This is a genomic window from Plantactinospora sonchi, from assembly GCF_036422035.1.
Classification (GTDB): Bacteria; Actinomycetota; Actinomycetes; order Mycobacteriales; family Micromonosporaceae; genus Plantactinospora; species Plantactinospora sonchi.
Genome location: NZ_JAZGQK010000001.1, coordinates 379,873 through 406,577 on the forward strand (window position 1 = coordinate 379,873; position 26,705 = coordinate 406,577).

Here is a 26,705-nt window from a genome sequence, read left to right on the forward strand (position 1 = left end):
ATTAACAGTTAACTATCTTAATAATAAGCGGACAGTTGACCGATGTGGATACACCGATCTCCGGTGGAGGAGCGCATGAGACGCCGCAGAAGCCTTGCCCTGTCCGTCGTCGTCGGCCTGTTGGCGGCGGTCGGCGCCGCCTGGGGCGCGGGTCCCGCGTACGCCGCCGGGCCGACCGCGACCTTCGTCAGGACCGCCGACTGGGGCTCCGGCTGGGAGGGCAGGTACACGATCACCAACGGCGGCACGACCACCATCAACGGCTGGTCGCTCACCTTCGACCTGCCGTCCGGGACCACCCTGGGCAGCTACTGGGACGCGCTGCTCACCTCCAACGGACAGCGGCACACCTTCACCAACCGGTCCTGGAACGGCACCGTGGCCCCCGGCGCCTCGGTCTCGTTCGGCTTCCTCGGCGCCGGGGCCGGCAGTCCGGCCAACTGCACCCTCAACGGCACGGCGTGCGGCGGCGGCACCACCCCGACCACCCCACCCACGACCCCGCCGACCATCCCACCGACCACCAACCCGCCGACCCAGGGCCTGCCCCGGCACTTCCTCACCGGGTACTGGCACAACTTCGACAACCCCGCCGTCGAACTGCGGCTCCGTGACGTACCGGCCGAGTACGACCTGATCGCGGTCGCCTTCGCCGAGGCGACCAGCACACCCGGCGCGGTGACCTTCACCATCGACCCCGGACTCTCCGCCGCACTCGGCGGCTACACCAACACCGACTTCGGCAACGACGTACGCACCGTCAAGGCGCGCGGCAAGAAGGTCATCCTCTCGGTCGGCGGCGAAACCGGCCGGGTGGCGGTCAACGACGCCGCCTCCGCCACCGCGTTCAGCAACAGCGTCCACAACCTCATCCAGCAGTACGGCTTCGACGGCGTCGACATCGACCTGGAGAACGGACTCAACCCGACGTACATGGGCCAGGCGCTGCGTACGCTGCGGAGCCGGGTCGGGGCCGGCCTGATCATCACGATGGCGCCGCAGACCATCGACATGCAGTCGCCCTCGGTGTCGTACTTCAAGTTGGCGCTCGACATCCGGGACATCCTCACCGTGGTGCACACCCAGTTCTACAACTCCGGCTCGATGCTCGGCTGCGACCAGTCGTTCGCGTACAGCCAGGGCACGGTCAACTTCATGACCGCGCTCGCCTGCCTGCAACTCGAAGCCGGGCTCCGACCCGACCAGGTGGCGCTCGGCCTGCCCGCCGGGCCGGGGGCGGCCGGCGGCGGCATCGTCGCCCCGGCGCTGGTCAACCAGGCCCTCGACTGCCTGGCCAGGGGGACGAGCTGCGGCAGCTTCCGGCCGCCGCGCACCTACCCGGGTATCCGGGGCGCGATGACCTGGTCGATCAACTGGGACGTGGCGAACGGCAACACCTTCGCCCGTACCGTCCGGCCGCACCTCAACACGCTGCCCTGACCGGACGACCGCCGGCCGGCACCGGGCCGCCCGCCACCGCCCCTCAGCGGAGGCTGGCGGTCCGGTGCCGGCGCTTGCGGACCTTCTTCACCACCCAGATTGTGATCATCAGTACGAAGGCCGCCAGCAGCCCGTAGTCGAAGAACGTGGTGTAGCGGTCGATCTGCTGCCACTGCGACCCGAGCACAAAACCGAGCGCCACGAAGATCCCGTTCCAGACGCCGCTGCCGAGCGCGGTGAGCGCCAGGAACCGGCCCAGCGGCATGTGGTTGGCCCCGGCCGGCACCGACACCAGGCTGCGGAACACCGGAATCATCCGGCCGAACAGGACCGCCCAGTTGCCGTACTTCTCGAACCAGCGGTCGGCACGGTCCAGGTCGTCGGTGTCGACGAGCGGGATCCGGTCGAGCCAACGCTTCAACCGGTCCTCGCCGAGCACCGCGCCGACCCAGTACAGCGCGAGTGCGCCGAGCACCGAACCGGCGGTCGCGGCGATCACCACGAGGAAGACGTTGGCCCGTCCCTCACCGGCCAGGTAACCGGCCATCGCCAGGACGATCTCGCTCGGGATCGGCGGAACGATGTTCTCCAGCGCCACCAGCAGACCGACCCCGGCGGCACCGAGCGAGTCGATCACACCGGCGATCCACCCGGTCAGTCCACCGAGCTGGGTCGGGTCGACGTCCTCGGCGAGGGCCACGGCTGTTCTCCTTCGTCGGGGAGGGTCTCCCTACCCAGCGCCGGTGACCGCTACACCCGTGACCGTCCGCGCCCGGCACGACGACGCGCCCGGGACGACGAGCGGTGTGTGCCATCCGGGCCACGTGCGGTTTGCGGGCCGGCCGAACCGGAGATGTTCTCGTCGCATGACGGACCGGTGGTACGCCGAGGCGGTCGTGTACTGCCTCGACATTGACACGTACGCGGACTCGGACGGCGACGGGATCGGCGACATCAACGGGCTGATCGGCCGGCTCGACTACCTTGCCCGGCTCGGTGTGACCTGCCTGTGGCTGCACCCGATCCACCCCAGCCCGCACCGCGACGACGGGTACGACGCCACCGACTTCTACGCCGTCGACCCACGGCTCGGCAGCCTCGGTGACTTCGCCGAACTCTTGCACCAGGCCGGCAACCGGGGCATCCGTGTGATCATCGACCTGGTTGTCAACCACACCTCGGACGAACACCCGTGGTTCCGGTCGGCCCGGTCGTCGCCGGACTCGCCGTACCGGGACTGGTACGTCTGGTCCGACCAGGAGCCGCCGGACCGTCGGCAGGGCATGGTCTTCCCCGGCGAGCAGGACGAGACCTGGAGCTACGACCGGACCGCCAAGGCCTGGTTCTACCACCGCTTCTACCGGTTCCAGCCGGACCTCAACTTCGCCAACCCGGCGGTACGGGCCGAGGTCAAGAAGATCATGTCGTTCTGGCTGCAACTCGGCGTCGCCGGGTTCCGGATCGACGCGGCGCCGTTCATCATCGAGCTGACCGAGCCGGGCAACCCCGACTCGCCCAAGGACTTCACCTTCCTCACCGACCTGCGCCAGCACGTGCAGTGGCGTCGCGCCGACGCGCTGCTGCTCGCCGAGGCGAACGTGCCGCCGGCACAACTCGTCGAGTACTTCGCCGACAGCGGCGGCTCCGCCAACCGGCTGCACATGCTCTTCGACTTCATGCTCAACGGGCGGCTGATGCTGGCGTTGGCCCGCCAGGACCCGGAACCGATCATCGAGGCGCTGCGGGACACCCCGATGCTGCCGCCCGGCGCCCAGTGGGCCACCTTCCTGCGCAACCACGACGAGGTCGACCTGTCCCGGCTCACCGCCGACCAGCGCGCCGACGTCTACCGCGAGTTCGGCCCTGACGAGGAGATGCGGATCTACGACCGGGGGATCCGGCGCCGGCTCGCCCCGATGCTCGGCAACGACCGGCGCCGCCTCGAACTGGCGTACTCACTGCAGTTCTCGCTGCGCGGCACCCCGGTGCTCCGCTACGGCGAGGAGATCGGGATGGGGGAGGACCTGTCGCTGCCCGGCCGGGAGGCGATCCGTACCCCGATGCAGTGGTCGACGAAGCCGAACGCCGGCTTCTCCAGCGCCGAGCCGGAGCAGCTGGTCCGGCCGGTGATCGACGACGGCGAGTACGACTACCGCCAGGTCAACGTGACCGCCCAGCGGCACGACCGGGGCTCGCTGCTCGGCTGGTTCGAGCGGATGATCCGTACCCTCCGGGAGGCACCGGAGGTCGGCTCCGGCTCCTGCACGCACGTCGACCAGGAGTTGCCGCCCGGCGTGCTGGCCCACCGGGCCGACGGCCGGACCGGTTCGATGCTCTTCCTGCACAACCTGGGCACCGAACCCGCGACCGTCGACCTCGGTGCCCTGTACGCGGACGCCGACCTGCCCAACGACGTCCTGACCGACCAGGCGTACGCACCGGTCGGCAAGCTCGACGCCCTGGAACTCGCCGGCTATGGCTACCGCTGGATCCGGTTGTGCCGCGCCGACAGCTTCCACTGACCGCCCCCGCCCGGACCACGCCGTCCGGCCCGACCTGAGCCGGCCTGGGTCAGGTCGGCCCGGCCTGTCCCGCCTCGGCCGGCTCAGACCCGCCCGGGGCGGGTGTGCCGGAGCCAGAGCAGGCCGAGCACCGGCAGCACCAGCGGGACGTACCCGTAGCCGCCGCCGAAGTCCGACCAGACCGTGTCGTCCGGGAAGAGCGCCGGGTCGAAGAGGCTGAGCGCACCGACGGCGAGCACCCCGGCGAACTCCACCGAGCAGCAGACCACCGCCGTCCGGCGTCCGACCGCGTCGCCCCGGGCGAGCCCGACGGTGGCCACGATGTAGATCACCGCGGCGAGCGCGGAGAGCAGGTACGCCACCGGTGCCTCGTCGAAACGGGTGATGATCTGGAGCGTCGCCCGCGAGGTGGCGGCGATCGCGAAGAGGATGTAGACGGCGACCAGCGCCCGCCCGGGACCACTGTTGGTCCGCCGGGCCCCGACCCGTCCCGGGCCGGCCGGCTCCGCCCCGCGCCCGCCACCCGGTGCCGTCCGGCCCGCGTCGCCGCCCTGCTCCACCCCGGTCGGCGATTCCGGCCCGGTAGGAGTCGGGCGATTGCCCGACCGGGACGTCGGCTCAGACACCGGGCACCTGCCAGGTCTGCTGCAGGCGCAGCACGACGACCGGGATGACCAGGCAGACCACCGTGACGATGACCGAACCCCACCGGGTCGGTTCCATCCGGCCCAGCACGCCGGCCAACGGCGGCAGGCAGACCAGGGTCAACAGGTAGCCGGCGAAGGTCCCGGCCTCGGCGGGCTGCTCACCACCGGCCCAGGCGACCAGCGACGCGATCGCGAGCGCGAGCACGGCCAGCTCCAGCACGGCCAGGCCGGCGAGGTGGGAGCGGTCCGGCGGCCGGTTGCGGATCGTGGTCACCAGGCTCCAGGTCGCGAGTACGAGCGACAGGACGATCGTCAGCCCGACCAGGAAATCGTTCATCGGCCGGCCCGCCGGGTCGGCCCGGTCGTCGGCGTACCGATCCGCGACTGGTTCACCGGCGCAGTCTACTAATCGCCGTAGTAGGCCAGGCAGCCGACTTGCCGGCCGTCGTACCCGCTGGCCCGGTCATCAACCCACTTCTATGATTGACCGCACCTGTACCGACGGCGTACTCCGGGAGTTGAGGCGTGGTCGTGACGGAGGTCTGGGCGCTGGCGATGGCCGGCGCCCTGGTGCTGCTGGCGCTGGTGGGACTCGCCGTCCTGGCCGACCGTCCCCGGAACCCGCGACCCGACCCGGTACGCCTGCGGGCCGCCGCCGAGGATCTGACCACGCACGCGGTACGGATCAGGACCGAGGCGGGTCGGGCGGCCGCTGTGGCGAACGGCGCCCGGGCGGCGTTGACCACGGCGGAGCGGGCCCGGGACGAGGCCTGGGCGGTGCTGGACGCCGCCGAACGCCACTACACGCAGGTCCGGCGTACGGTCATCGCCGCCGAGCAGGCCGCGGCAGCCCGGCCGACCGCCGCGGATCCCGTCGCGCAGCAGCCGTCGGAGTCCGACGGACGGACCCCGGACACCGAACGGGACCGGGTGGTGTCCCGAGCGGCCCTGTCCGCGTACCGGCGGGGTGACATCTCACTGCCGGAGCTGCGCGAGGTGTTCCGGCGTACGGGTGACTGGGACCCGCTCACCGAGGAACGGAACCGGGCACTCGAACACGCCCGGATGCGGCTGGCCACCGCCCGCCGGGAGTACGACCGCACCGCGTTGGTGGCCCGGCGCGCCGAGCAGTCGGCCTGGGTCGCCGAGGTGGCAGCCCGGGCCCTGCTGGAGGAGGCGGAGCAGTCCGCCGTCGAGGCGGACGAGGCGTTGCAACTGGCCCAACGGCACACCCGGCGACGCGACCGCCGGCGCAACCGGCGCGGAGCGGCCACGGGAGGTGCCCCGCGCCGGAACCGCCGACGACGACGAAACTGAACCGCCGTCCGTCCCGGGTGGGGCCGGTTGACCCACGACGGGATCGCCGGTGCCGACCAGGCCGAGCAGCGTCCCGGGTGGGGCCGGGTGACCCGCGACGGGATCAAGCCTGACCGCCCAGAGCGGGGCACCCGGCCCCACCCGGTACCCGCACCGGCACGGCGCACGCCGGCACCCCCACCCCTCAGCAAGCCGTCGCCGCCCACCAGGACAGATGTGTTACGAAGAACCCGCTGCGCAACCGCACGACAAAAAGGGGCCACACCTTGCTCACGTTCGGACTCTTCGGCACCGGCCACTGGGCCGCCCAGGTGCACGCCCCGGCGCTCGCCGCCCACCCCGGGGTACGGCTCGCCGGGGTCTGGGGCCGTGATCCGGTCAAGGCCCGGGCGCTCGCCGACCAGTACGACGTACCGGCCTTCGACAACGTCGACGCCCTGATCGAGGCCGTCGACGCGGTGGCCGTCGCACTGCCGCCGGACGTGCAGGCCGACATCGCGGTGCGGGCCGCCACCGCCGGTCGGCACCTGCTGCTGGACAAGCCCGTGGCGCTGAGTCTGCCGGACGCCGACCGGGTGGTGACCGCCGCGAACACGAGCGGCATCGCCTCGATCGTCTTCTTCACCAACCGGTTCCATCCCACCATCGCCGGGTTCCTCGCCGCCGCGGCGGCCACCGGGGGCTGGCACGGCGCCCGGGGGATGATCTACGCGTCGATCTTCCAGCCCGGCAATCCGTACGGCGGATCGGCCTGGCGCCGGACCCACGGCGGACTGTGGGACATCGGTCCGCACGCGCTCTCGCTGATCCTCCCGGTGCTCGGCCCGGTCGTCCGGGTCGCCGCGATGGACGGGCCCCGCGACAGCATCCACCTGATGCTGGCGCACGCCGACGGGGCGGCGAGCACGCTGTCCCTGGCACTGGACGCCCCGCCGGCCTCCACCACGTTCGATTTTGTCTTTCACGGCGAGAACGGCATCGACGTCGTACCCCAACGGGACGCCCCGGCGGTGGAGGCGTACGGACTGGCCGTCGAGCAGCTGCTCGCGGAGGTCGACGCCGGCACCCGGGACCACCGGTGCGACGTACGGTTCGGTCGTGAGGTGGTGGCGGTGCTCGCCGCCGCCGAGACCGCCCGTGAGCAGGGCCGGACCGTGACCCTGCCGGCCTGATCGACGGTGGTGGGCCGGCCCGGGCCGCCGATCGGGTCGGTCGTCACCGACGGCGGCCGGGGCGGCGCGGAACCGGGCCGGGGCAGCGGGTGGCGCGGCATCGACCGGCGGCTCGGTACATTCGACGGCGTCGTCGACCTGAGCAGCCCGCCGGACGGCCCGACCACCGTGACCCTGGAGGTACCGTGCGTGTTGTCCTCGCCGAGGACCTCTATCTCCTGAGGGACGGCCTGTCCCGGATGCTGACCGCACACGGGTTCGAGGTGGTGGCGGCGGTGGAGACCGGCCCGGAGCTGCTGGAGGCGTTGCTCAGAATCCGCCCCGACGTCGCCGTGGTGGACGTACGACTGCCGCCCACCCAGACCGACGAGGGGCTGCAGGCGGCGCTGGCCGCCCGTCGGGAGGTGCCCGGGCTGCCGGTGCTGGTCCTCTCCCAGCACGTCGAGCAGCTCTACGCCCGGGAACTGCTCGCCGACGGTACCGGCGGGATCGGCTACCTGCTCAAGGACCGGGTCTTCAACGCCGAACAGTTCGTCGACGCGGTACGTCGGGTGGCCGGCGGCGGGATGGCGATGGACCCGGACGTGATCGCCAAGCTGCTCGTCCGTGGCGGCCGGAACGAGCCGATGACCCGGCTGACCGCCCGGGAGCGGGAGGTGCTGGGGCTGATGGCCGAGGGGCGCTCCAACCACGCCATCGGCCAGCGGCTCTTTCTCAGCGAGAGCGCGGTCGGCAAGCACACCGCGAGCATTTTCAACAAGCTCGACCTGGCACAGTCCGACGACGACAACCGACGGGTGCTGGCCGTGTTGGCGTACCTGAACAGCGTGGGGGAGTGAGCCGCCCCGCAGCCGGGCGGGCGGCGGTCCCGGGTCGGTCGCGGGTTCATTCTCCGGTGAGTGGGGTGAGCAGCCGGACCAGGTCCTGGTGACCGAGGTGCCGGGCCCAGTCCAGTGGGGTGGCGTCGAACCGCCCGTCGCGGCGGGTTGGTTCGGCGCCGAGGGAGAGCAGTAGCCGGACCAGTGCCGGGTTGTCGGCGGCGACCGCGGTGTGCAGCGCGGTCTGCGCCGCCGGGCCTGCCGCGTCCACGTCGAACCCGAGTTCCACCAGGAGTGGCACCGCTTCGGCGCGACCGGCGGCGGTGGCCCGCCGGACCAGGTCCGGACGGGCCGCCCGGGTCACGTCGACAGCGTGGGGGTCGGCGGCGCGGAGCCGGTCCAGCGCCGCCCGGTCGGCGGTGAGCAGGGCGGCGACCACGGCGTCGATCCCGGCCAGCGCGGGACCGGCGGCACCGTGCGAGGCCAGGAAGCCGGCGATCTCCGGATGACCGTGCAACGCGGCGAGTTCTCCGGCGGTACGCCCGTCGGCGAACGGACTGTCGAGGTCCACACCGTGTGCGGCGAGCCGCCGTACCCGGTCGGGCAGGCCGTGGGTCACCGCGTGCCGCAGTTGCCGGCGCAGCAGTCCGGCCGGGGAGTCGACGGCGTCGCCGAGCCGGGCACGCCACGGTCCGCCGTCGCCGCCACCGAGCCCGTACCGGAACAGCAGCGTCAGGTGGCTGTCGTCCGGGCCGAACATCCGGTTGTAGAGCGCCTGTCCGTCGTTGGGGTCGGCGCCCGCGTCGAGCAGCAGCCGGGCCAGCGCCAGCTGGTGCGGGTGCCGGGGTTGCCGGGTCGGCCCCTGCTCGCCCTCGCCGAACGCGCCGGTCAGCACCGTGAACGGGGTGGGCAGGCCGTGCCACAGGTAGCCGGCGTCGGGGTCCGCGCCGTACGACAGCAGCAGTCGGGCGGTGTCGAGCACGGCCCGTTCCGGTACGTCGGGATCGTGCCGTGCGTACGCCAGGTAGAGCAGCGGTGGCCACCGGTAGGGGCCACCGTCCGCTCCGGCCGTGTCGGGGTCGTCGGCGAGGAAACGTCGTACCCGGGCCGGATCGGCCACCGCGGCTGCCGCGTGGACACTGCTGTCCGGGATTCCCGGGTACCCCCGCAGCAGCCGTCGGGCCTGCTCCCACTGGTGTGGACCGTCGTCGTCGGTGTACGTCAGGCAGGCCAGCCGGAGGAACTCCGGTGCCGGTTCGGCGCTCGGCGGTACCTGGTCCGGGATCCGGGTGTAGCGGGTCACCAGTTCCACGTGCCGCTTGAGGCGGGGCCAGCTCGCGAAGCCGTACCGGCGGGCGACCACCAGCAGCGCGACGCTGCGCGGCAGGCGGGCGGCGGATGGTGCCGGCCGGTCCGGCAGTTCGGTGGTGACCAGGGCGACGGCGTCGGGGGCGCCGGACGCGTACCGGCGTTGCAGTTCGGCGGCCTGCCGCCGCAGTTGTTCGATGTGCGGCCGCTCGGGCAGTCGGGACGACGGTCGGGTGAAGTCGCTGGCGGACATCGCGACCTCCTTTCGTGCGCCTGCGGTCCGCGTCGTCAGGCCGAAAGGAGGTGTACGGCGACTGGTGCTGCTGCCGGGCAGGTGGGCTCTGCCCTTTCCGCGGACCGGTGGCGACCTGCGCGCCGTACCGGAAACGCTACCAGCCGGGTGTGCGGCATGGGCCGCGATGAATTGACAGGTACCTGTCAACTTGGCAGACTTGCCGGCATGACCGAGCTGACCGACTCGGGTACCGCCTTCTCCGACCTTCTTGTCGAGGTCTTCCGGCTGAACGGACTGCTGCTCGGCGCCGGTGACGAACTGGGGCGCCCGGCCGGCCTGACCAGCGCCCGGTGGCAGGTGCTCGGCGTGATCGACCACCAGCCGGGGACGGTGGCGGACGTCGCCCGGGCGATGGGGCTGGCCCGGCAGAGCGTCCGGCAGACAGCCGAGGCGCTGGCCCGGGACGGTCTGGTCAGTTTCGCGGAGAATCCCCGGCACCGGCGGGCGAGGCTGATGGTGTTGACTCCGCGCGGGCGGCGGGCGCTGCGCGACGTCGAGCGCCGCCAGGCCGAGTGGGCCAACCGGATCACCGCCGGGCTCGACCCGGCGACCCTCCGGGCCGCCACCGGAACCCTCCGCGACCTCGGCCAGCGACTTCGAACCGGGTCGTCCGGCGGCGGTGCCGACCCCTCCGACGACGGTGTGGATCCACCCGGTGACGGGGTCGGTCCGACCGACGGCGCTGCCGGTTCATCCGGTGACAACGTCACCGGACCAGTTGACCGGGACTTGTGATGGCTGGCGAGCGTACGGTCCCGCTGCTGCCCTGTGGCTCCATCGACGAGACCGCCGACTTCTACCGAACCCTCGGCTTCGAGGTGACGTACCGGCAGATGCGGCCGAACCCGTACGTGGCGTTACGGCGGGAGGATCTCGACCTGCACTTCTTCGGCATGCCGGACTTCGACCCGGTCCAGTCGTACGGCTCCTGCCTGGTGTACGTCCCGGACGTCGAGGTGATCCACCGGGCGTTCGCCGAGGGCATGCGGGCGACGTACGGCAAACTGCTGGTCGCCGGCATCCCCCGGATGACCCGGCCCCGGCGCCGCCGCAACACCGGCAACCTCTCCGGGTTCAGCATCGTCGACCCGGGCGGCAACTGGATCCGGATCTTCCAGGCCGCCGCGCCGGCCGACGCCGGTCCCGGGTCGCACCCGCAGCCCGACGGGGCAGCCTCGGAACCCGGGGAGGAGCCGGTCGGCCGGCTCGGCGAGGCGCTGCGCAGCGCGATCCCGCTCGGCGAGGGCAAGGGTGACCACCGGCAGGCGGCCCGGATCCTGGACGCCACCCTGGCCCGGCACGAGGCGTCCGCGACCGTGGTCGAACAGGTCGAGGCACTGGTCTACCGAGCCGAACTCGCGATCAGGCTCGACGACGGGCAGACCGCCGACGCGCTGCTCGTCCGGGCCCGGGCGGTTCCGCTGACCGAACCGGACCGGGTACGCCTGCGGGACGCCCTGGCGAACGCCGAGGAGCTGGAGCGGATCCGCCGCGCGGGCTGAGCCGGCTTTGGCGGCCCCGCCGTGCCACGCTCAGGAGAGTTCGATGATCGCGTCGCCGACGTCGTTCGGGGACTGGAACTGGTCGACGGGAAGGGAACGCAGCAACTGCAGGGTCTCGGTGTCGAGACCGGTCTCCTGGGCCCACCGGACAAGATCCTCCTTCGACGCCGGATAGTCCAGGCCGGAGAGGTACTCCTGCAACTCCATCGCGTCCAGTTTCATGCCGGGGGAGATACCCCGGCCGTCCGGCCGTATGCGGACGGCTCACCGCGCGTTTGTCCGCCGCGGTGGCCGGGTAGCCGCGGACATGTTGGTTCAGCGGCTCGGGGCGCCGAGCGACTTCGATCCGCTGCTGGAGCGGATCGCCTCCGCCCGGGTGGTGATGCTGGGTGAGGCCAGCCACGGCACCTACGACTACTACCGGATCCGGGAACAGATCACCCGCCGGCTGATCGTCGAGCGCGGGTTCTCGTTCGTGGCGGTGGAGGGCGACTGGCCGGACTGTGACCTGGTGAACCGGTCGGTCACCGCCGCGCCCGGCGGCGAGGCCGACCCGCAGAGCGCCCTGGAACGTTTCGTCCGCTGGCCGACCTGGATGTGGTCGAACGCCGAGGTGTCCCGGTTCTGCCGGTGGCTGCGCGCCTGGAACCTGGACCAGCCGGTACCGGAGCGGGTCGGCTTCCACGGGCTCGACGTCTACAGCCTCTGGGAGTCGATGCAGTCCATCCTCGACTACCTCGGCGAGGAGGACCCGGTGACGCTGGAGGCCGCCGCCGAGGCGTACCGCTGCTTCGAGCCGTACGGCAGCCGGATCGAGGAGTACGGGGTGGCGAGCCGGTTCGTCTCGGCCCGCTGCGAGGACGAGGTGGTACGGCTGTTGGCGCGTACCCGGGAACGGGCCGCCCGGGACGGTGCCGGCAGCTTCTCGGCCTGGCAGAACGCGGCCGTGGTCGCCGGGGCGGAGAAGTACTACCGGGCGATGGTCGGTGGCGGGCCGCAGTCGTGGAACGTCCGGGACACCCACATGGCGGAGACCCTGGACCGGCTGCTGGAGCGGTACGGCCCGGACGCGAAGGCGGTGGTCTGGGCGCACAACACGCACGTCGGCGACGCCCGGGCCACCGACATGTCACCGGGCGGAATGGTCAACATCGGGCAGCTCGCCCGCGAACGATACGGCGCGGACGACGTTGTCCTCGTCGGTTTCGGCAGCTACGAGGGCACGGTGGTCGCCGCGCCGCGCTGGGGTGCGCCACACGAGGTGATGACCGCGCCGCCGGCCCGGGCCGGGTCGCTGGAGGAACGGCTGCACACCCTGCTCCCGGACCGGGCGCTGCTGATCCTGTCGCACGGCGACCGGCCGGACTGGCTGGTGCAGGAGGCCGACCACCGGGCGATCGGCGTGGTCTACGACCCGTCGTTCGAGGCGTGGGGCAACTACGTGCCGACCCGACTCGGCGACCGCTACGACGCCTTCGTCTGGTGTGACCACACCACGGCCCTGCATCCGTTGCCGGCCACGGTCATGCCCGGCGAGCTGGAGACGTACCCGTCCGGGGTCTAGCCGACCGGGTGCGACGTCGGCTCGGTGGCCGTGTTCGATGAGGGATCCGGTCGCCGGGCAACTGGTGGCGCGGGCCGCGGCGCGCGAATGTGTCCTCTGGTCCAGGAGGAGCGAGCGCCCGGCCCGTGAACCGTTTTCGTGCGGCCTGCGGATAACAGGTGACGGTTCCCGGGTCCGCGAGAGGTCGTGCATGAATCGTTTGAGACGAGGCAGAACCGCCGACGTCGGCGCGCTGACGGACGCGGCGGTGATCGAGCGGTCCGTCCGGGAACCCGAGAGCTTCGCGGCGATCTTCGATAGGCACGCGCCGTACATCCATCGCTACCTGGCGAGGCGGCTCGGTGCCGAAATCGCGGACGACCTGGTCGCCGAAACGTTCCTGGCGGCGTTCCGCCGTCGGGAACGGTTCGACACCGCCCACCCGGACGCCCGGCCATGGCTGTACGGGATCGCCACCAACACGGTCAGCCAGCACCGACGCGAGGAGGCGCGCGAGTACCGGCTGCGGCAGGCGTACGTGCCGGCGACGACCGAGGCGTCGCACGCCGACCGGGTCACCAGCGCGGTCACCGCGCAGTCGCTGCGCCGGAGTCTGCTCGCCGCCCTGGCCGAACTCTCCACCGGCGATCGTGACGTGCTGCTGCTGGTCGCCTGGGAGGAGCTGACCTACGACGAGGTGGCCGCCGCGCTGACGATCCCGGTCGGCACCGTGCGCTCACGACTCAACCGCGCCCGCAGGCTGCTCCGCCAGGCCTTGGGTGGCGGTCTCACCAGCACGATCGAGGAGGCACTGAGCAATGGATGAGATGCGGCTGCTCCGGCGGCTCGGCCAGGAGGTGCCGCCGGCCACCCCCGAACAGTTGGCCGCCCCTCGCGACCGGCTGTTGGCCGCGATGACCGCCCCGTCCGCCCCGCCGATGACTGCCCGGCGCTCGGCCCGACGGGGCTGGCGGGTCGTCCTCGGCGGTGTGGCGGCGGCCGGTGTGGCGGCGGCGGTCGCCTCGGTGGTCGTACTCGCCCCGGACCCGATCGGCGGTGGCGTGCCGGCGGCCCGGGCCGACGCCAGCCAGGTGCTGCGGCACGCGGCGGCCGCGGCGCTCCGGACGCCCGACGTCACCCCCGGGCCCGACCAGTTCATCTACTCCCGCAGCCAGGAGGGCCAGGCGACGCGGGAGAGTTGGCTGTCGGTGGACGGGACCCGGAACGGCCTGGTCAGGGAGGGCGAGGGCGGAGACGGCATGGAGGCGGTGATCCCGGGCTGCCGCAACGGGCGGGCGGCTATGGTGAAGGGCGGCCGGGTGGTTCCGGGCCGGACCGAGCCGTGCAGTCCGCGGCCCGCGTACCGCCCCGATCTGCCCGTCGACGCGACGGCGATGCGGGCGTATCTGGTCGAGCACGCGAGCGGCGTACCCGGCTCGGTGAACTCCATCGGCAAGGACGTGCTCCAACTCGCCGGAGGCTATCTCCGACCGCAGTCGCGGGCTGCGCTGTACGAAGCGGCGGCTGCGGTGCCGGGTCTGCGCGCCGTCGAGAACGTCAGGGACGGCGCGGGCCGGTCAGGTATCGGGATCGCCTGGCCGTCGACGAACGGATCGGGCGAGATCGTCCTCGTCTTCCACCCCGAGACCTACGCCTTCCTCGGCGTCTCGGAAACGTCCGCCGTGCTGGTCCTTGCCGTCGTCGACGAAGTCGATCAGACCGCCTGACCCGCGTCGCGCCCCGGGCGGGCCGCCAGATCGCGGCCCGCCCAGCCGAACTCTCGTCGAACCGACGGATGTCGGCCCCGACTGTCCACTGTGGTGTCTGCGGCGGGCCGGCCCCCGGCTCTGAAGGGTCCCCGGCCTCGACCACCGGCCGGAGGTCCGGGTCCGCGCCGACGCCCGGGGGGTGATCCCGCCGGCGCTGCCGGTCGCGGGTCGCCTACGGCCCAACTCCCGGTCGTCGACAGGCGGCCGTGACCACCACCGAATGAACCCCCTTGTCGGACAACAGCTAGGAGATGGTGATGCGAAGAAGAACGACGCTGCCGGCGCTACTGGTCGTCGTCACGGCGGCGTCCGGGGCGGTCGTGCCGGAGGCGGTGGCCAGCCCTGTGCCGGCGCTGCGGCTCGCCCCCGCGAGCGCGACCGTGACGTTGCTGACCGGCGACACCGTGACGGTCAGCGGTAGCCGGGTGGTGAACGTACGGGCGGCGAAGGGGCGGGAACACCTGGTGTTCCACTCGTACACCGACGAACGGGGTGACACGAACGTCGTGCCCGAGGACGCGCAGGCCCTCCTGGAAGCGGGCCGGCTGGACCCGCGGCTGTTCAACGTCACCGAGCTGGTCGACTCCGGTTTCGACGACGCCACGGCCGCCCGGCTGCCGCTGATCGTCGACTACGCCGGGCCGACGCCGCGCAGCGCCGCCGCCCGGGTGAGCCGGGTGCTGCCGGACGTGGGCGTGACGGCCGTCTCCGTGGAGCGTTCCGCCGCGTACTGGCCGACGGCTCGGAGCGCCGAGCGTGTCTGGCTCGACGGGCGGGTGCGGGCCTCGCTGGAGCACTCGGTGCCGCAGATCGGTGCGCCGGCGGCGTGGAGTGCCGGGCACACCGGCGCGGGTACCACGGTCGCGGTGCTGGACACCGGGATCGACGCCGAGCACCCGGACCTCGCCGACGCGGTGGTGGGCGCGAACGACTTCACCGGCGGCGCCAGTCCCGACGACCGGCACGGGCACGGCACCCACGTCGCGTCGATCGTCACCGGCCGGGACGCCCGGTTCCGGGGAGTCGCGCCGGACACCCGGATCCTCAACGCGAAGGTGCTCGGCGACGACGGCTCCGGAAACGAGTCCTCGGTCATCGCGGGCATGGAGTGGGCCGCGTCGCAGGGCGCCGATGTGGTGAACATGAGCCTGGGCGGCGGCCCCAGCGACGGCACGGATCCGGTGTCGCAGGCGGTGAACGAACTCACCGCCAGCACGGGCACGCTGTTCGTGGTCGCCGCGGGCAACGACCCGGCCATCATCGAGTCGCCGGGCACGGCTGACGCCGCCCTGACCGTGGGTGCGGTCAACCGCGACGACGAGCTGTGGGAGTTCTCCGGACGCGGCCCCCGGATCGGGGACGGCGGGATCAAACCGGACATCACCGCGCCCGGCGTCGACATCACCGCGGCGCGGGCCAGGAACAGCGGGCTCGGTGAGCCGGGGCAGAGCCACATGCCGCTGTCCGGCACCTCGATGGCCACCCCGCACGTCGCCGGCGCGGCCGCGATCCTCGCCGGAGCACACCCGGACTGGAAAGCGGACCAGCTCAAGGCCGCGCTCATGGGCAGCGCCGCCCCGACGGACGGGCTGACGATCTTCGAGCAGGGTACCGGCCGGGTCGACCTCGCCGCGGCCCTCGGGACGACCGTGGTCGCCGCACCGACGAACCTGAACCTGGGCACCGTGCAGTGGCCGCACCACGACAACGCGCCGATCAGCAGAACTCTCACCTACACCAACTTCGGCACCAGCCCGATCACGCTCGACCTCGCGGCCGATGTCCGGAGCGAGGACCGGTCCCCGGCACCGGAGGGGATGTTCACCTTCGCCCCCTCGACGCTGACCGTGCCGGCCGGTGGCCAGGCGGCCACCACCGTCACCGCCGACACCACCTTCGACGGACCCACCGGCGCCTTCACCGGCGTGGTCAGCGCGACCCCGTCGAACGGTGGTGGTGCGGTCCGTACACCGGTCGCGGTGAGCCGGGAGGTCGAGAGTTACGACGTCACCGTGAACGCGATCGGTCACGACGGGACGCCGGCCGACGAGTACCGCTACCGGTTCGTCCCAATCGACCACATCAACATCTACAAGGGCTTCGCCACCGGCCCGATCACCCTCCGCCTGCCGCGCGGGGAATACACCTACACCGGCTTCATCTCGGACCGGGAGACCGGGCGCCTGGCGGACTTCGCCGAGCCGACGTTCATGGTCACCCGGGACACCGAGGTGGTCTACGACGCCCGCGAAACGGTGCCGGTCGACATCACGATCGACGACCCGACCGCCCGGCACGTCCAGACCCGGCTCGAGTACACCCGCGAGCTCGGGAACGGACGCGGCCCCGTCGCCGCGACGACCTTGGTACCGGCCGGGCAACTCCCCGACGTGACCGTCAAACCGTCGACCACCCGCCACGACGACTTCACCTTCACCGTCGAGACGCTGATGGCGAAGTGGAACGGCCAGACGTTCGACAACAGCCCCTACCTCTACCAGCTGAAACGCGCCAGGAACGGGATCCCCCGCACGCCGGGGTGGAACGACCGGCGACAGGACCTCGCCCAGGTCCGCGCCGAGCACGCCACGAGCACACCCGGCGCGACCGGGCTCCGCGAGTTCGCCGTCGCCGTCCCCCTGCCCGGCGCCCTGACCGAGTACTACACCCCGGACGTGCCGTGGGACCTGCGTACCTTCAACGAGGTCATCGACGGCGAGATCCGTGCCCAGTTCACGCAGTACACACCGATGGTCTTCCCCCGGAACAGGACCACCACCGTACGCTGGAACGTCGGTGTGTTCGGGCCCGCGATGGCCGGCGCCCGGTACGGGGGCGGAGCCTCGTTCCGAGGCCAGGACCAGTTGTACCTCCATCAGTCGCTCGTCTCCGACCAGGGCCGAGGCCGCTGGGGTGACCTCATCCTGCCCGGGAAGACCCAACTGCTGTGCGACGGTGAGGTCATCGGGGAGTCCGACGAGGCGGTCCGTGGCGTGTTCGAGGTCGGGCCGGAACGGGCGGTGTACACGCTCCGAACCACCGCCGACCGGTCCGGCTACGCCCGATTGTCCACCCGGATCGACGTCGAGTGGACGTTCGCCTCGCAGCGCAACGACGATCCCCTGCACGCCGTTTACCTGCCGCTGCTCGCGGTGCGGTACGCGCCGGATCTCGACGACCACAACGCCGCACCCGTCGGCAAGCCGTTCACCATCCCGGTCTCGGTGCAGCGCAACGGCAGCGACACCTCGGGCCAGGTCTCCACCCCGGTCGTCGAGGTCTCCTACGACGACGGCAGGAGCTGGAAACCGGCAAGGGTCAGGGGCGACCACAGCCAGTGGGCGGTCACCGTCGACCACCCGGCCGGCGCGGAGTTCGTCTCGCTGCGTTCCGTGGTCACCGACCCCGACGGCAACGCTCAACGCCAGACCATCATCCGGGCCTACGGGCTGAAATGACGGGAAGCCCGCCGCCCGTGCTCCACCCGGTGGAGCACGGGCGGCGTGGCCTACCGCACCTCCTCGACGGCGCTGGTGCCGGAGCCGTCCCGGGACTCCCAGGACCAGGTCTCGTCGAGCCGGAGCCGCCCGTCCGGCAGTCGGGACACGGTCGACACGCAGTGCCCGCTCGACGTCTCCCCGGAGCGGTTGAGCTGCACGTAGCGGAAGTCCAGGGTGTTCCCGTCCCGGGTGCCGACCAGGTGCCCGGTCCGGATCGCACCCCCGGCGTACGTCGCGGAGATCTCCCCGTCCCGCTCCCGGTAGTCGAACCGGGTCGCGGTGTCGACCTCGCCGCCGGCCACCTCGGCGACCGCCCGAAAACCGCGGCCGTCGAGTGAGGGCAGCCGGTCGCCGCCGACCAGCACCCGTTCGAAGGCCAGATGGTTGTACGGCGAGTTGTCGTACGGCGGGATCTGGCGGTAGCCGGAGGAGTGGTAGAGCGTCGCCGCCTCGGTCAGCACCCGGTGCGTGCCCAACCGCACGGTGTGCAGGCCGCGTACCTCCGCCTGCCGTTCCAGCTCCCGCAGCAGTCGACGGCCCAGCCCCAGCCCACGCGCGTCGGCGTGCACCCAGAGGTGGCGGATCTCGCCGACGCCGGGGGCGTCGGTTCGTACCGCGCCGCAGCCGACCGGCTGGCCGTGTTCGTACGCGACCAGGAAGGCGCCGCGCTCGCCGTCGACCTCGGCACCGGCGACCAGCGCCCCGGTGTCGTAGCCCTCGGGGAACCGGACGGCCAGCTCGGCGGCGTACGCCTGGAGGCAGTGCCGGACGATCGCCGAGTCGGGCTCGACGACCTCGATCGTGACGGCGGCCAGCCGCAGCAGCCGGCGGGCCTGCCGCTGCGCCGCGATCAGCTCGTCCCGCTGCCCGGGGCTGAGTGGTTCGAGCAGTTCGACGGCGCGGGCGGTGGAGAGTCGGTCGAGTTCGGCGAGTTCCTTTCCGCCGGCCTCGGTGAGTCCGGCCACCCGGACGCGTCCGTCGGTCTGGTGTGGACGCAGCTCGATCAGCCCCTGCGCTTCCAGTGAGCGGAGCGAGCGGCTGAGGTAACCGGAGTCCCAGCCGAGCCGGCTCCGCAGGTCTCGTACGTCGGCACCGGTGCCGATCTCGAAGAGCAGCCGGGCCTCGCTGAGCGGGCGGGCCTGGCCGAGATAGCGGTCGGTGAGCAGCCCGACCCGTCGGGAGTAGTAGCGGTTGAAGTCGCGGACCAGGGCGGCCTGTTCGCGCAGCGTCGACATTCCTCTGACTTTAGTCAGAGAAGTGTCGAGTGCGGGTCAGCCGAGAGGACGATTCAGCCGAGGCCGAGTCGCTGCCGGACCTCCGGGCCGAGCGGCACCGGGTTGTCCTTCGTGGCGACCGCCCGACCGTCCGAGATCCGGTAGTAACCCTGCGAGGTGTTGACCAGGCTCGACCCGCCCTCCGGCCAGAGGGCCAGCAGGAAGACGTACTCGCCACCGGCCGGGTCCAGCTCCTCGGGGGTCTCCGGCCCCGAACCCGGCCGGGCGTACGAGACCTCGACGGTCGTGCCGACCGCCACCTCGCCCTTGGCCACCGCGGCGACCCGGATCGTCGCGGTGACCTCCCGCCAACCCCGGTCGGAGTGCTCCCGGGTGTCGACGATGTCGCCCCGGACGATGACGTCGGCGCTCTCCTCAAGCTCGGCCGTGCTGCCGTAGTACGGCTCGTCGGCGGACGACCCGGACGAGATCAGGTCACCGCGGTCCCACAGCAGTACGCCGAGCACGCCGACCATGACCACGGCCACCGTCCCGGCCAACACCGCGGTCCACGGCCGTCGCTGCACCGGAGAAGCTTCCACGCCGTCCTCCCCGAGAGCCGGCACCAGACCCGGCTCGCCCTGGTACGACGCCGGCCCGGCCCGGCCGGTTCCCCGGCACCCGAGCCGAGCAGGGCCGACCCGACCCGACCCGACCCGACCCGAGTCGAGCAGGGCCGACCCGACCCGAGTCGAGCAGGGCCGACCCGACCCGAGTCGAGCAGGGCCGACCCGACCCGAGTCGAGCAGGGCCGAGCCGACCCGAGCGGGACGGTCCCGCCCCCGTCAGCTGTAGAAGTTCCGCAGCCAGCGGTGCCGGGCCAGGATCGCGAGCTGGTCGGCGGTGAGGGGCCGGCCGTCGCTCACCGCCACGTTGCGCTCGACGTTGCGGACCGACCGCATGCCGGGGATGACCGTGGAGACCGCCGGCGAACTCAGCACGAACCGCAGCGCGTACTCGGCGATCTGCTCGGTGGTGATGCCGAGGTCGGCGACGATCGCGGCGACCCGACGTTCCACCTCCGCCGGCCGGTCGTCGCGGAAGTAGCGGTTACGGAAGTCGCCCGCCGGGAACGTCGTGTCGGCGGTGACCTGACCGGTGAGGCCGCCCTCGTCCAGCGCCACCCGGACGATGACCCCGACGCCGTGCTCCTGACAGGCCGGCAGCAACGTGTCGGCCGGCGCCTGGTCGAAGATGTTGTAGATGACCTGCACGCTGTCGACCGCGCCGCTGCGGACCAGCGCGAGCGCGTTGTCCGGCTCGTGGTCGTTGATGGAGACGCCGAACAGCCGGATCTTGCCCTCCCGCTTCAGCTCGACGACCGTCTCCAGCCAGTCACCCCGGCCCACCCAGTCGTCACTCCAGACGTGGAACTGCAGCACGTCGAAGTGGTCCAGGCCGCTGGCCCGCAGACTGGTCTCCAGGCTCTCCCGGATGTGTCCGCCCGGAAACGTCTCGGCCGGGTCCAGCCCGCCGGGAGCCGGCCAGAGCCCGTTTCTCGGCGGCACCTTCGTCGCGACCAGTACCTCGTTACCGGCCCGCTCGCGGACCACCCGGCCGACGATCCGCTCACTCTCGCCGTAGCCCCGGGCGGTGTCGACGAGGTTCACGCCGAGGTCGATGGCCCGGTGCAGGGCACGTACCGACTCGTCCTCCGTCGCACCCACCCAGGCCGACTCGCCGATGCCCCACGCGCCGTAGCCGATCTCGGAGACCGACAGCCCACTGCGTCCCAACTCGCGGTAGCGCACTTGTCCTCCACCTCATGATCCTCTGCACGACCGAGGGTAGCGGGCGGTCAGTGCTCCGGTCGGTCGTACCGGAACAGCGGCGGGTCGTGCAGCAGGAAGTCCCGGTGACTGATGTTCCAGGCGTACGCCCCGGCCATGCCGAACACGATGGTGTCGCCGACCGCGATCCGGCCGGGCGCCGGCAGGGCGGCCGCGTCCGGCACCCGGGCCAGCACGTCCTTCGGAGTGCAGAGCTGCCCGACGATGGTCAGCGGGCCGGAGCCGGTGACCGGTCGGGGGTACGGCGGCGACCACCGCGCGCGGGACCGGACGCGGAACGGCTGGGAATGCTGTTTCGCCGCCGGGGTACGCAGGTGGTGGGTGCCACCGACGACCACCACGAACCACTCGTCGCCGGACCGTTTCACGTCCAGCACCTCGGTCACGTACCAGCCACAGTAGACGGTCAGCGCGCGGCCCGGCTCGATCCGCAGCACCCGCCCCGGGAACTCGGCGAGCAGATCGCCGAGCGCGGCGCCGTAGCCGGGCCAGTCGAAGCGGGCCGTCGGGTCGGCGTAGTCGACCGCCATCCCGCCCCCGACGTTGACCTCGGCGGCGTCGAGTTCACCGACCGCCCAGCCGACGACCGCCCGGGCCAGGTCGGCGGCGGCCGGCGCGGCGAGCCCGCTGCCGAGGTGAGCGTGCACACCCCGGACCCGGACCCCGGGCAGACCGAGGTCGACACACTCCCGCGCCTGCTCCGCGGACATCCCGAACGGGCCGGGACGACCCCCCATCACCAGCGCCGCGCCCTCGGCGGCGAACGGCAGGTTCACCCGGAGCAGCACGTCGGCGACGGTGCCCCGGGCCGTGGCGAGCAGGGCGAGCCGACGCAGTTCGGTCGTGGACTCGACGTGGAAGCGACGTACCCCGGTGGCGAGACCGGCATCCAGCTCGCTGTCGGTCTTGCCCGGTCCGCCGAACGCGGCCGGTACGGTACCCGGCAGCGCCTCGGCCAGGTGCCGCAGCTCCCCGCCGCTGGCCACCTCGAACCCGGTGAGGTACGGCGCCAGGGTGCGCAGGATCGCGGGATCCGGGTTCGCCTTCATCGCGTACAGCAGCTCGACCCCGGCCGGCAACGCGGCCCGGACCGCCGCGACGTGCTCGGCCAGCCCGCCCAGGTCGTAGTGGTAGACCGGCCGAGGGCTGCCGTGCCCGGTCGACGGGAACCCGGACCACGGCGGCCCGCCGCTGCCGTCGGGGACGGGATCGCTCACCAGCGTTCTCCGATCGGGTTGGGAAACGGCAGGTAGTCGGCGTCCCGGTCGGCGGCACGCCGCCAGCGCAGCAGCAGGTTCGCCTTCGCCGGCAGCGGTTCCCCGGCGAGCAGGGCGCGCAGCGGCGCCGGGTCGCCGAGTCCGGCCGACGTCTCGACGACCACCCGGCGGACCACCGCCCAGAGCGCCGGCTCGACCCCCGGACGGGCGTCGGCGAGGGCACCGGCCAACTCGACCAGGTGGTTGACGAACAGGCAGTAGGCGACCCGCTGGAACGCCTGCTCCGGGCGGTAGCCGACGGACGCCGGCAACCCGGCCAGCCAGTCGGCCCGGCGGCGGACGTCGAGCTTGACCCCCTCCAGGTCGCGCAGCAGCATCCGGACCGGCCACCGGTCCCGGTCGAGGACCACCACCACGTTCTGCAGGTGCGCCTCGTGCACCACCCCGTGCCGCCACCAGAGTTCGAGCACCGCCGGCACCAGCAGTCGTACGTAGGCGCTCCACCAGCCCACCGGATCCGGTACGTCGAGCGGCCCGGCGGCCAGCGCGGCGGCGACCGACGGCGTCCCGCCACCGGCCAGGTGCGGACCGACCCCACCGCGCAGGATCACCCCGTACGTCTCGTCGAGCCCTGGCAGGTCGACCGTCCGGTACGCCGGCTCGGGCAGCAGGGCGACCCCCGGCGGCAGCGGCAGTTGGCCGAGGAGCCGGGTCAGCGCCACCGCACCGGTCAGCTCGTAGCGGGCGTTCTTGCGCAGGCAGTTGGTGATCCGCACGTGCAGGCTGGTCTTGACGAACAGGTCGGCGGTCGGCGCGTACAGCGTGCGGACGCTCACCGTCGGCCGCAGCACGGCACCGCCGGGGCCGAGGTCGCGCAGCCGGTGGTCGAGCGGTCCGGCCAGGGTGAACTGCCACGGGTGCACCGGCAGTGCGGCGTACCCGGCCGGGGCGGCCGGCGGGTCGAGGACCCCGACCAGCGCGTCGAACGGTCCGGCCTCGGCGAGCAGCGAGCGGGGTACGGCCAGCCACCGCAGCCGCAGGCTGGTCCGCAGCTCCGGGGCGTACGCGTTCCACGCCGCCACGTCACCGGTGCGCCACTTCGGAGTGGGGTGGCGGGGATGCCCGTACACCAGCGACTGTTCGGAGTCCACGTAGGAGTCGATCGCCGGGTCGCCGGTCGGTGCCGGATCGGCGGGCGGACGCAGCCGCAGCACCCGGTCCAGGGCATCCCGGCTGGCGGTGACCTGCGCGGCGAACTCCGGGTTGTCCCGGCCGGTACGTCGGGCCAACTCGGCGGCGACCAGTCCGGCGAGGTCGACGGCGTCGACGTCGGCCCAGGCGCCGGCGGAGAGCCGCTGCACCGGTCCGGCGTACCGGTGGGTGCCGACCATCGACACCCGGGCCACCGCACAGCGCAGCAGTACGTCGGTGCGGGCCAGCCGGACCAGCGCGTACCCGTCGGCGAGGCTGGCCTGCCGGTCCGGCCCGGCGACCTCCCGTGCGACACAACCGAGCAGCGTGTGCGCGCTGGCGAGATCGGCGGCGGACCGGGACACCGCGGCGGTCATCGGTCCGGCCGCAGATAGTTGGGCCCGGTACGCCGGTAGTACTTGTTGATGTCGGCGCAGCCGGTCCGGGTCTTCGGCAGCAGGGTGCCGGCGGTGACCATCGCCTTCACCGGCAGCCGGTCGGCGTCCAGCACCCGCTCGGTGAGCATCCGGGCGGCCGCCGCCACGTCCCAGCCACCGCCCGGCTCGTCGCCACCCTGGCCACCGGCCCCGGCCGGTTCGTCGGCCCGCTGGCCACCGGCCCCGGCTGGTTCGTCGCCACCCCGGATGCCGACCGGAGCGCCGGCGGAAGCGTCGTCGCCCGGGAATCCCGCCGGTCCGATGGCCCAGCGGTCCCGGGTCGCGGTCAGCCGGGGGCGCAGGGCGGCACCCGGCGACGGCACCGGCAGGCCGTGCCCGGCGAGGTCGCGCAGCGGCGCAGCGGCCGCCAGGTGCAGGGTGATCGTGCTGAAGACGTCGGCCAGCTCACCCGGATCGGTGACCCACATCCGGGCGTCCCGCAGCTCCACCCCGGGACGCGGGGCCAGCCGGGCGCCGTCGTTGTCCTGGTAGAGCAGCCGGAGGCCGACGCCCTCCCGATCGGCCGGATCGAGCACCAGGTGGATGTTCTGCTGGTGCGCCTCCAGGGCGATGCCGTGCCGCAACCAGAGGTGACCGTGCCAGTCGAGCAGCAGGTCCAGGTAGGCGTCGAGCAGCGGACGCGGATCCGGCCCGCCGACCCGCTGCGCCACCGTGCCACCGTCCGGGTCGACGGCGGCCAGCGCGGCGACCGGCACCACCCGGCAGCCGGCCAGTCCGCTCGGGAAGCGGCGGAGCAGGAACGCCCGGACGCCGTCGCCTCCGGCCTGCCCGTGACAGCTCTCGTCGGCGTGCAGGATCCGACCGGCGAAGGCCGGTTCGGCGGCGGCGATCCGGTCGAGCAACCGCTGCAGCGCGGCGCCGTCGGCCAGGGTGCCGGGCGCGATGGTCCGACGGTTGCGGGCACCGAGGGTGGCGGTGGGCAGCGGCAGCTTCAGCCGGAGGTCCGGGTCGTCGACCAGGGCCACCGTCCGCATCGACAGGGTCGGCCGGACGGGTACGTCGGGCGCGTCGTCGACCACCGGCAGGTCGTACCGGGCGGCGGTGAGCGGGTGCACCGGCAGCAGCACGGTGTCCGGCGACCGCGCGGCCGGCCACCAGGCCGGCAACTGTCCGGTCAGCGTCAACTCGGTACGTGGCACCGGTGTCCAGCGCAGGACGAAGGTGGGGGCGTGCTCGGGTGCGTACCGGAGCAGTTCCTCCTCGTCGAGGCCGTACCGGCAGCGGCTGGTCGGGTACACCGGATGATCGGTCCGGGCGGCCAGTACGTCGTCGCGCAGCGCCCCGGCCATCCCGTCCGGGACGGGACCTCGGGCGGTGCGGAGTTGTGCGTACACCCGGGGTGCGGTCCGGGCGGCGAGCCGCCGCGCGGCGAGGTCGGCCCGGCACTCGGCGCGGAAGTCCGCCCAGCCGGCCTCGGCCTCCGGGTCGTCGGTCGGGGCCAGCAGGTCGAGCAGCCCGTCGAGGGTCCGGACCGGCCGCTCCGGGCCGGTTTGCGGCAGCACCGTCAGTTCCGGGCCGGCGCTGCGGACCGGGTGCTGGAAGCCGTCGGGCCGGACCGGTATCCGCAACCGGACAACCGGGGTACGGGTCAGCCACCGGTCCGGACCGTCCGGCCGGCCGTTGCGCCACAGGCCGAGGTGGTCCTCCCGGAGCAGGGCGTCGAGCACCCGTTGGAACACCAGCTGTTCGGCGTCGTCCGCACCGACCGGCGTGCCGGGAGGTGGCGTCTGCCCGGAGTTCATCCCTGGATCTCCCAGTGGTGGGCGGCCCGGAGGTCGCGCAGCGCGCCGGTGACGGTCGCGGCGTCGGGGCCGATCGCGTGCAACGCCGCCAGGTAGTCGCGGTTGGTCCGGGTCAGCGGCGCGGTCACGCCGAGCCGGCGCAGCGGTCGGATGCCGAGCCGGACGCCGTCCGGGGCGACCACGTCCAGCCGGTCCGGCGCGCTGACCAGGGTGCCGGACCGGTCGGCGCAGACGTACTCGACCCGGGCGTGCCGGGCCACCCGTACCGGGTCGGGCAGGGTCGGCAACGGTTCGCCGGCGTGCACCCGGATGACGTACTCGAAGAGCGGGGTGTCGAGCAGTTCGGCGAGGACCAGGTCCATCCGGTCGCCGATCAGCCGGTAGTTGACCTCGATGATCCGGGCCCGGCCGTCGGCGACGACAAACTCGGTGTGGCAGGCACCGAATCCGACGCCGAGCGCGGCGAGCTGGGTCAGCACCTGGTCGGACACCGGCTGCGGCAGTCTCGGGGCCCAGTCGAGGCCGGCCTCGATGAAGGTCGGCGGCGGGCCGAGGTCGGTCCGCCAGGCGCCGAGCACCGTCACGCTGCGTCCGTCGCCGAGCGTCTCCAGGGTGTGCAGGTCGCCGGCCAGGTACTCCTCGACCAGCAGCGGCAGGCCGGGCCGGCGGCCCCGGATCTCGGTGACCCGGCGGTGCAGGTCGGCCCGGTCCGCGACCAGGTAGACGTCCTCACTCGCCACCCCCTCCCGGGGTTTGACCACCGCCGGGAACGGCACGTCCCGGGCCAGGTCCGGGTCGTCGTCCGGGCCGAGCGCGACCGCGGCCACGGTGTCCAGTCCGGCGTCGGCGAGGGTACGCCGGGTGAGTCGCTTGTCCTTGCACCGCAGCGTCGCCCGCCAGTCCTTGCCGGGCAGCCCGAGATAGTCGGCGGCGAGGGCGGTGGGTGTCTGCAGGTGGTCGCTGTTGGACAGCAGGGCCGTCGGCGGTTCGGCCGACTGCACCACGTCCACCACGGCCCGGACGTCCCGCACGTCGACGCCGGTGACCGTGACTCCGGGCGGATCCGGCCAGCGCGACGGCTGGTCGGTCAGCACGGTCACCGGCAGCCCGAGCCGGGCGGCGCCAGGCAGGAAGCCGTCGAGCACCGCGTCGGTCGGGTTGAGCGCGGTCAGGTAGAGCCGCACGGACAGGCCTCCTCCG

Annotated in this window: 23 protein-coding genes; 11 read left to right on the top strand and 12 right to left on the bottom strand. The window is 72.8% G+C overall.

Going from position 1 to position 26,705, the window contains the following annotated elements; translation table 11 throughout:
• Positions 1-75: 75 nt before the first annotated feature.
• On the top strand, positions 76-1,440 hold the full coding sequence (locus V1633_RS01735) for a chitinase (protein WP_331212289.1): 1,365 nt from the start codon (positions 76-78) through the stop codon (positions 1,438-1,440).
• Between the two features lie 43 nt (positions 1,441-1,483).
• Here the strand turns inward: V1633_RS01735 and V1633_RS01740 are convergent, their stop codons facing one another.
• Positions 1,484-2,140, bottom strand: coding sequence for a DedA family protein (locus V1633_RS01740; protein WP_331212290.1), 657 nt, complete (start codon positions 2,138-2,140; stop codon positions 1,484-1,486).
• A gap of 166 nt (positions 2,141-2,306) precedes the next feature.
• Here V1633_RS01740 and V1633_RS01745 point away from each other — a divergent pair, with 166 nt between their 5' ends.
• Entirely contained in the window at positions 2,307-3,962 is a 1,656-nt protein-coding gene (locus V1633_RS01745) for an alpha-amylase family protein (protein ID WP_331212291.1), read from the top strand.
• Between the two features lie 83 nt (positions 3,963-4,045).
• Here the strand turns inward: V1633_RS01745 and V1633_RS01750 are convergent, their stop codons facing one another.
• Together V1633_RS01750 and V1633_RS01755 are read right to left on the bottom strand one after the other, a co-directional pair.
• Positions 4,046-4,408 carry a hypothetical protein gene (locus V1633_RS01750; protein WP_331212417.1) on the bottom strand — a complete coding sequence of 121 codons (363 nt, stop codon included), beginning with the start codon at positions 4,406-4,408 and terminating at the stop codon, positions 4,046-4,048.
• Positions 4,409-4,580: 172 nt separating this feature from the next.
• Positions 4,581-4,946, bottom strand: coding sequence for a hypothetical protein (locus tag V1633_RS01755; RefSeq protein WP_331212292.1), 366 nt, complete (start codon positions 4,944-4,946; stop codon positions 4,581-4,583).
• A 194-nt stretch (positions 4,947-5,140) separates the two neighbouring features.
• Here V1633_RS01755 and V1633_RS01760 point away from each other — a divergent pair, with 194 nt between their 5' ends.
• The 3 genes from V1633_RS01760 (at position 5,141) to V1633_RS01775 (ending at position 7,937) form a co-directional block, all read left to right on the top strand.
• Positions 5,141-5,926: a hypothetical protein gene (locus V1633_RS01760; RefSeq protein WP_331212293.1), complete on the top strand. Its 786-nt coding sequence runs from the start codon at positions 5,141-5,143 to the stop codon at positions 5,924-5,926.
• Between the two features lie 266 nt (positions 5,927-6,192).
• Entirely contained in the window at positions 6,193-7,098 is a 906-nt protein-coding gene (locus V1633_RS01765; protein ID WP_331212294.1) for a Gfo/Idh/MocA family protein, read from the top strand.
• Between the two features lie 185 nt (positions 7,099-7,283).
• On the top strand, positions 7,284-7,937 hold the full coding sequence (locus V1633_RS01775) for a response regulator transcription factor (protein ID WP_331212295.1): 654 nt from the start codon (positions 7,284-7,286) through the stop codon (positions 7,935-7,937).
• A gap of 46 nt (positions 7,938-7,983) precedes the next feature.
• Here the strand turns inward: V1633_RS01775 and V1633_RS01780 are convergent, their stop codons facing one another.
• The gene (locus V1633_RS01780; protein WP_331212296.1) at positions 7,984-9,477 is read right to left on the bottom strand and encodes an ankyrin repeat domain-containing protein; all 1,494 of its coding nucleotides are present in this window, start codon (positions 9,475-9,477) and stop codon (positions 7,984-7,986) included.
• A 207-nt stretch (positions 9,478-9,684) separates the two neighbouring features.
• On the opposite strand from V1633_RS01780, the gene V1633_RS01785 reads away from it, so the two are divergent.
• Entirely contained in the window at positions 9,685-10,254 is a 570-nt protein-coding gene (locus V1633_RS01785) for a MarR family winged helix-turn-helix transcriptional regulator (RefSeq protein ID WP_331212297.1), read from the top strand.
• Positions 10,254-11,021, top strand: coding sequence for a VOC family protein (locus V1633_RS01790; RefSeq protein ID WP_331212298.1), 768 nt, complete (start codon positions 10,254-10,256; stop codon positions 11,019-11,021). Before V1633_RS01785 ends, V1633_RS01790 begins: the two co-directional genes overlap by 1 nt.
• Before the next feature lie 30 nt (positions 11,022-11,051).
• Here the strand turns inward: V1633_RS01790 and V1633_RS01795 are convergent, their stop codons facing one another.
• Complete coding sequence (locus V1633_RS01795; protein ID WP_331212299.1) at positions 11,052-11,243, bottom strand: DUF2795 domain-containing protein; 192 nt, start codon at positions 11,241-11,243, stop codon at positions 11,052-11,054.
• 85 nt (positions 11,244-11,328) lie between these two features.
• Here V1633_RS01795 and V1633_RS01800 point away from each other — a divergent pair, with 85 nt between their 5' ends.
• The 4 genes from V1633_RS01800 to V1633_RS01815 all read left to right on the top strand — a co-directional run bounded on the left by V1633_RS01800 (position 11,329) and on the right by V1633_RS01815 (position 17,791).
• Positions 11,329-12,585, top strand: coding sequence for an erythromycin esterase family protein (locus V1633_RS01800; RefSeq protein ID WP_331212300.1), 1,257 nt, complete (start codon positions 11,329-11,331; stop codon positions 12,583-12,585).
• A 190-nt stretch (positions 12,586-12,775) separates the two neighbouring features.
• Positions 12,776-13,390 (top strand): RNA polymerase sigma factor, encoded by a 615-nt coding sequence (locus V1633_RS01805; protein ID WP_331212301.1) that lies wholly within the window; start codon positions 12,776-12,778, stop codon positions 13,388-13,390.
• Entirely contained in the window at positions 13,383-14,291 is a 909-nt protein-coding gene (locus V1633_RS01810; protein WP_331212302.1) for a CU044_5270 family protein, read from the top strand. The genes V1633_RS01805 and V1633_RS01810 overlap by 8 nt, the downstream gene beginning before the upstream one ends.
• Before the next feature lie 299 nt (positions 14,292-14,590).
• Positions 14,591-17,791 carry a S8 family peptidase gene (locus V1633_RS01815; RefSeq protein WP_331212303.1) on the top strand — a complete coding sequence of 1,067 codons (3,201 nt, stop codon included), beginning with the start codon at positions 14,591-14,593 and terminating at the stop codon, positions 17,789-17,791.
• Between the two features lie 50 nt (positions 17,792-17,841).
• Here V1633_RS01815 and V1633_RS01820 read toward each other — a convergent pair whose 3' ends face one another.
• The 7 genes from V1633_RS01820 to V1633_RS01850 all read right to left on the bottom strand — a co-directional run bounded on the left by V1633_RS01820 (position 17,842) and on the right by V1633_RS01850 (position 26,689).
• Complete coding sequence (locus V1633_RS01820) at positions 17,842-19,068, bottom strand: bifunctional helix-turn-helix transcriptional regulator/GNAT family N-acetyltransferase (protein ID WP_331212304.1); 1,227 nt, start codon at positions 19,066-19,068, stop codon at positions 17,842-17,844.
• A gap of 53 nt (positions 19,069-19,121) precedes the next feature.
• The gene (locus tag V1633_RS01825) at positions 19,122-19,649 is read right to left on the bottom strand and encodes a hypothetical protein (protein ID WP_331212305.1); all 528 of its coding nucleotides are present in this window, start codon (positions 19,647-19,649) and stop codon (positions 19,122-19,124) included.
• Between the two features lie 243 nt (positions 19,650-19,892).
• Positions 19,893-20,858 (bottom strand): aldo/keto reductase, encoded by a 966-nt coding sequence (locus V1633_RS01830; protein ID WP_331212306.1) that lies wholly within the window; start codon positions 20,856-20,858, stop codon positions 19,893-19,895.
• 47 nt (positions 20,859-20,905) lie between these two features.
• Positions 20,906-22,114 carry a type III PLP-dependent enzyme gene (locus tag V1633_RS01835; protein ID WP_456238631.1) on the bottom strand — a complete coding sequence of 403 codons (1,209 nt, stop codon included), beginning with the start codon at positions 22,112-22,114 and terminating at the stop codon, positions 20,906-20,908.
• Positions 22,111-23,682, bottom strand: coding sequence for an IucA/IucC family protein (locus V1633_RS01840; RefSeq protein WP_331212307.1), 1,572 nt, complete (start codon positions 23,680-23,682; stop codon positions 22,111-22,113). The genes V1633_RS01835 and V1633_RS01840 overlap by 4 nt, the downstream gene beginning before the upstream one ends.
• Entirely contained in the window at positions 23,679-25,505 is a 1,827-nt protein-coding gene (locus V1633_RS01845) for an IucA/IucC family protein (protein WP_331212308.1), read from the bottom strand. The genes V1633_RS01840 and V1633_RS01845 overlap by 4 nt, the downstream gene beginning before the upstream one ends.
• Positions 25,502-26,689 (bottom strand): ATP-grasp domain-containing protein, encoded by a 1,188-nt coding sequence (locus V1633_RS01850; RefSeq protein ID WP_331212309.1) that lies wholly within the window; start codon positions 26,687-26,689, stop codon positions 25,502-25,504. Before V1633_RS01850 ends, V1633_RS01845 begins: the two co-directional genes overlap by 4 nt.
• Between the last annotated feature and the right edge of the window lie 16 nt (positions 26,690-26,705).